This window comes from Bradyrhizobium sp. SHOUNA76, assembly GCF_023006445.1.
GTDB lineage: Bacteria > Pseudomonadota > Alphaproteobacteria > Rhizobiales > Xanthobacteraceae > Bradyrhizobium.
On the sequence record NZ_JALBHA010000440.1, the window covers coordinates 1 to 5,549 of the forward strand.

The following is a 5,549-nucleotide window of genomic DNA, read 5'->3' on the forward strand; positions in this document are numbered from 1 at the left end:
CGGCATCATGCTGCGCAAGGACGACGCCGCCTTCAAGAAGGTCGTCGATGCCGCGACCGCGGCGCTCTACACCTCCGGCGAGGCGCAGAAGATCTACGACAAGTGGTTCACCCAAAAGATCCCGCCGAAGGGGCTGAACCTCAACACCCCGATCTCGGCCGAGCTGAAGAACGAGTTCGCCAAGCCGACGGATTCGCCCAATCCGGACGACTACAAGTAAGATACAGCCTCGATCTTTCGATCGGGATCATGTCCGGCCACTCTTGACACAGGGGTGGCCGGACATTTGCATGGGCGCCGGCACAACCAAGACTGGCGCGTTCGCGCGGGGCGCTCATCACGGGCTTGATCGTCGGGGTGATGCGCACGCTGCTGTCGAAAGGCGCCAACTGGTTCGGCTTCTGTTACGTCGAATTCTTCTGCAACATGCCGCTGCTGGTGCAGCTGTTCCTGTGGTTCTTCGTACTGCCGGAGCTGCTGCCGAGGGCCGCCGGCACTCGACCCTTTTATTTGAAGGAGACCCGGACTACCGGAAGGGTTCAGCCTTCTGCAGCGGGATGCTTGCAAGGGGAGCCTACTTCCATCCCAAGCACAACATGTTCCTCTGCGCCGTTCATACCGAGACCGACATCGCCGCTGCGCTCGAGGCCGCGGAGCACGGCCTTGCAACGGTGGCGGCACTTTGAGAGGCCGTCAGCTGATGCTGTTCAATGCACGGCCGATGGCAGCAAAGATATCGGCGATCTGTTCCTCGGTGATGATCAGGGGTGGCGCGCAGCGACCGGTACCTCTGTTGGGGCGCGCTCCTTTGATACAACGTTCATAATCAGGTCGTCATTTGAAAGGCCCTCGGGCGATCTCTACGGACAAGTCCCCGGCGCCGGCGTGCGCTTGAGCGCGCGGCCGCTGGCCGCCGTCGTCAGTTGGCCGTCCTGTATCGTCGGCGCGCCGTTGACCAATAGCGTGTGCACGCCGACGGTCAGCTCGCGCGGGCGCACATAGTCCGCCTTCGGCGCGTAGCGGGCCGGGTCGAACACCACGACATCGGCGAAATAGTCCGGCCGCAGATAGCCGCGGCGGTCGAGCTTGAAGATGTCGGCCGACAGCCCGGTGGACTGCCGGATGAACGTCTTCAAATCGATGACCTTGCGCTCCCTGACGTAGACGGCGTATTTGCGCGGAAAGGTGGCGAATTGCCGGGGATGGCCGTCGGTGCCGTCGGAGCCGGTGACGACCCATGGCTGCTTCATCACGAGGTCGACATCGCTGTCGATCATGTTGAAGGAAGCGATCGAGTCGCGCGGGTTGGCGCGCAGGATGCGCACCGCGGCGTCGACCGGCTCGACCTTCCACGCCTCGGCCATTTCTGACAGCCGCTTTCCCGTCCATTCCCGATCGACGCTGGTCAGCAGGATCGAGTCCGCGCCGCCGCGGCGTCGCAAATTCTCCATCATCTCGTCGCGGATTTTCGCCATCTGTGCCGCATCATCGAAACGTTTGATCATCGCCGCATAGCCGCCATCGACCGCCCAGCGCGGCACCAGCGCCGCATCGAGGCTCGTGCTCGACGCCAGCCACGGATATTGATCCGCCGTCACCTTCTGGCCCGCCGCGCGCGCCGCCTCGATCAGGCGGATCACTTCCGGCACTTGGCCCTGCAGGTCGACGCCGAGCGCCTTCAGATGCGCAAAATGCACCGGTATCTCCGCCTCACGGCCAATCTGGAGCACCTCCTTCGCGGAGTTCATCAGACCAATGGAATACGAGCTCTCGTCGCGCTGGTGGGTGTCGTAGATGCCGCCGCGGCGCGCGGCTTCCTTCGCCACCGCCACCACTTCCTCGGTCCTGGCAAAACTCTGCGGAGCGTAGAACAGCCCGGCGGAAAGGCCGATGGCGCCTTCGCACATCGCTTTGGCAACCAGCGCCTTCATGCGTTCCAGTTCATCAGGCGAAGGCGCGCGGGCATCATGGCCCAGCACCGCCTCGCGGACCGCACCGAACCCGACATAGCTGACGATGTTGGTGCCGACCTTTTGCGCCTCGAGCTCGGCCTGATCGGCCGCGACGTTGGGCGTACCCCTGCCGTCGACGCCGATGAAGATGGTCGAAACGCCCTGCATCAGCCATGGCGCGTTCAGCCGCTTGGCCGCATCGCCCGATCGGATATAGCTTTCGGGATGGGTGTGGACGTCGATGAACCCGGGCGCGACGATCATGCCCTGTGCGTCGATGCTGGCCTTTGCCGCCGGCGCGCCGGCATGCGGGCCGACATAGACGATCCTGTCGCCGCTCACCGCGACGTCGCCGACGAACGGAGCCTCGTCGGCGCCGGTGTAGATCGTTCCTCCGCTGATGAGGAGATCGGCCGTGCCGGCGGCGATGGCAGGGGCAGTCGGGACGAGACCAAAGCAAATGGCGGCAAGAAGGGCAGGCAGGCATTTCATCTGAAAAGTCTCCGTCATGCGAGCAGCAGGCTAGTTCGCGTTCTCCCGGCCATCCAATGCAAGCTTTGCATTGGAGGCGCATCTCCCGGGCACCCAAAAAGCTCTTCCTCGCCAACAAAGCCGACCCTTGCGCTTATGGCGGACCTTGTTCTGGGATCTCGGCGAGAAAGGGAAACGTACCTGACAGAACCGTCACGCCGCGCGCCGCACCGCAAACGCGCCGGCTTCAATCGCCGCCGGCCTGCCGTCGATCAGGTCAGCGGTGAGGCGGGCGCTGCCGCAGGCCAGCGTCCAGCCGAGCATGCCGTGGCCCGAATTGATGAACAGCCCGGAGAGCGGCGACCACCCGATGATCGGCCGGCTATCGGGCGTCATTGGGCGTAGACCGCACCATGGCTCGACGTCGCCGTCAGTCGCCATCCCCAGCATTTTCGCCGCCGCGCGGCGCAGGATGTCGAGACGGCCCGGATCGAGGCTTGCATCGTTGCCGTCGAGATCGGCGATCCCGGCAACCCGGATCGCCGTGCCTTCGTCGCGCGCGAGCGGCGCGAACACCAGCTTGCGTTCGAAGTCGGTGACGCTGTGGCGAAGCGCGCTGACTTCGCCCGCGGGCTGCAGCGTGATGCTGTAGCCCTTGACCGGGTAGATCGGCAGGTAGAATCCGCAAGCTCTTGCAAAGGCGCTCGAGGATGCTCCCATGCAGAGAACGAAGCGGTCGGCTTGCACGCGTCCCTTAACGGTGTCCACGCCAACAAGACGGCCGCCGGACCGGACCGGTCCGGTCACAGGCGTGTCGAGCAGCCACTCGACATTGTTTCGCTGTGTCAGCCGGTCGGCAAGCGCGGCGCAGAACGCGGCGCAATCGCCGACCTGTTCGGAGGCGGTGAAAATGCCGCCGGCGAGTTCGCGTGCTCCGAGCTTGAGCGCGGGCTCCAGTGCGAGGCACTCGGCCGGCGTGAGCACCTGCTGCGCATTATCAGCGCCGGCCTTGCCGGTGACGGCGCTTCGCGCGGCGTCGAATTCGCTGGGCGAACGGAACAGCACCAGCTTGCCGGCGGTTCGCAATCCAAACGCGAGATCGAGCGTCTGCGACAGGCGCGTCAATTCGTCCCGGCTGATGGCGGCAAGCGCGAGCTGCGCGGCAACGGTGTCGCGCACGGCGGCCGAGCGGCAGGCGAGCAGGAAGCGAACGCCCCAGGATATCAGATGCGGATCGAGGCCGGGGCGAATACGCATCGGCGAGTCTCTGGCGACCAGCAGCGAGGGCAGCTTCAACAGTGTCGCAGGCGATGCCAGCGGGGTCACGAAGGCATAGGACAGCTGGCCGCCGTTGGCGGCGCTGGCGTCGGCGCCGGTCTCGGCATGGCGGTCGACGATGATCACGTCATGTCCGGCCTCGCTGAGGCACCATGCCGTCGTCAGTCCGATGACGCCGGCGCCGAGCACACAGATTTTCATGTAAGGACTCATTCTGGACTGTCGCCCGATGCGGCAACAGAGCCGATCGGGACGAGGAGTGGCGTTGCGGCCGCCAACCTAGGGCGGCGTGATCGCCGCCGGCGATGCCATGTCTGCATCATGCAAAACTTGCATGATGGGCCCCGCCGTAGCACGCTGGAGCGGTCGGGCGGCATCGGGCGAATGCGGATCGGCGCATGAAAGGCTGGGATTTGAAGGAAATTGGGCGGGAATCGGCGCCGGAAGGCCCTGATGCAAAGCTTGCATTGGTCGGGCCATATGCCGCTTCGCTAGGTTGCGCGCCATGGGGCAACCAATACCGTGGCAGCAAGCAATGCCGGTCGACGCACGCCGTCCCGCGCCGTCGGGAGCAGGGTATCGCGGGGAACCTGCCGCAGCGTCCGGCATCAAGACAGGTCGCGTGATGGAACTGCGCTGGCTGCAGGATTTTCTGATGGTGGCCGAGACCGGCAACTTCACCCGTGCGGCCGAGCGGCGCAACACGTCGCAGGCGGCGTTCAGCCGCCGCATCAAGTCGCTGGAGGCCTGGCTCGGCTTCGATCTGATCGATCGCAGCGTCTATCCGACGCAATTGACGCCGCAAGGCGAGCGCTTTCGCGAGCATGCCGGCGAATTGCTGCGGCAGATGCTAGACAGCCGCGACGAGCTTGGCGGCAAGCCGCTGCGCTCGCATGAGCACATCAGGATCGCACTGCCGTTCGCCATGGCGACGGCGCAGCTGCCGCAGTGGTGGCAAGCCTGGTCCGCCGAGCGGCGCATGAGCTGTTCGGTCGTGGTCGGCAACATCCATGATCTTGTCACCTCGCTGGTGTCGGGCAACGCGGACCTGATGATCTGCTATCACCACGCTCAGCAGCCGATCCATCTCGATCCGGACCGCTACGAGCGCGTGAGCCTCGGCACCGAGTATTTGCGGCCCTATGTCAGCGAGGCGCTGGCCGCCAAGGGAGGCATATCGCTGCCGGGCAAGGCGTCGCATCCGGTGCCGCTGCTGATGTATTCGCCCGGTGTCTATTTCGCGCGCCTGGTCGATCTCATCCTGGAGAATGCCCCGATCGCCGGCCAGCGGGTGATCGAAAGCGACATGTCCGATGTGCTATGCGAGATGGCGCTGGCCGGCCGCGGCGTCGCCTGGCTTACGGAAGGCACCGCCGCGGCGCATGGCCACAAGGGATTGGCGGCCATCGGGGGCAACAAATGGGCGTTGCCGCTATCTTTAGTCGCATTCAAGGACCGGACGAATAGCCAGCGCTCGCTAAATCTCTTTTGGTCCGAGTTGTGCAGGAATAATGCGGTCCATGCCGCAGACGGGCGTGCGGGGCAGGCTGCGAAAGGACCGGTCAAATCGCCTGCCAGGCCTTCGAGATCGAGTCGCTGAAGTATCGTCAGTCAATAACCAAAAGAGGGAGAATTTCGTGAAATACCGTCGGATCAGCTTCTGTCTGCTTGCTGGCGCGTTGTCCGCCGGGCCGGCGATGGCCCAGGAACTCACGGGAACGCTGAAGAACATCAAGTACACCGGCGCCATCACGCTGGGCTTTCGCGACTCCTCGATCCCGTTCTCCTATCTCGATGACAACCAGAAGCCCGTCGGGTTCGCGATGGACATCTGCTACAAGATCGTCG

The 5,549-nt window shown here is 64.5% G+C and carries 3 protein-coding genes and 3 pseudogenes; 4 read left to right on the forward strand and 2 right to left on the reverse strand.

The genetic code is table 11. The features are described from left to right. A pseudogene (locus MOV74_RS30140) lies at positions 1 to 220 on the forward strand (transporter substrate-binding domain-containing protein); the annotation flags it as partial. A gap of 110 nt (positions 221 to 330) precedes the next feature. Continuing rightward, a pseudogene (locus tag MOV74_RS30145) lies at positions 331 to 495 on the forward strand (amino acid ABC transporter permease); the annotation flags it as partial. Between the two features lie 365 nt (positions 496 to 860). On the opposite strand, the gene MOV74_RS30150 reads toward MOV74_RS30145, so the two are convergent. Together MOV74_RS30150 and MOV74_RS30155 are read right to left on the reverse strand one after the other, a co-directional pair. After that, on the reverse strand, positions 861 to 2,444 hold the full coding sequence (locus MOV74_RS30150; RefSeq protein WP_246930379.1) for an amidohydrolase family protein: 1,584 nt from the start codon (positions 2,442 to 2,444) through the stop codon (positions 861 to 863). A 192-nt stretch (positions 2,445 to 2,636) separates the two neighbouring features. Continuing rightward, a complete protein-coding gene (locus tag MOV74_RS30155) occupies positions 2,637 to 3,902 on the reverse strand; it encodes a D-amino acid dehydrogenase (RefSeq protein ID WP_246930381.1) in 1,266 nt (421 codons plus the stop codon). A 334-nt stretch (positions 3,903 to 4,236) separates the two neighbouring features. Here MOV74_RS30155 and MOV74_RS30160 point away from each other — a divergent pair, with 334 nt between their 5' ends. Together MOV74_RS30160 and MOV74_RS30165 are read left to right on the forward strand one after the other, a co-directional pair. After that, positions 4,237 to 5,301 carry a LysR family transcriptional regulator gene (locus tag MOV74_RS30160; protein ID WP_246930383.1) on the forward strand — a complete coding sequence of 355 codons (1,065 nt, stop codon included), beginning with the start codon at positions 4,237 to 4,239 and terminating at the stop codon, positions 5,299 to 5,301. Between the two features lie 97 nt (positions 5,302 to 5,398). After that, positions 5,399 to 5,549: pseudogene (locus MOV74_RS30165) on the forward strand (amino acid ABC transporter substrate-binding protein); the annotation flags it as partial.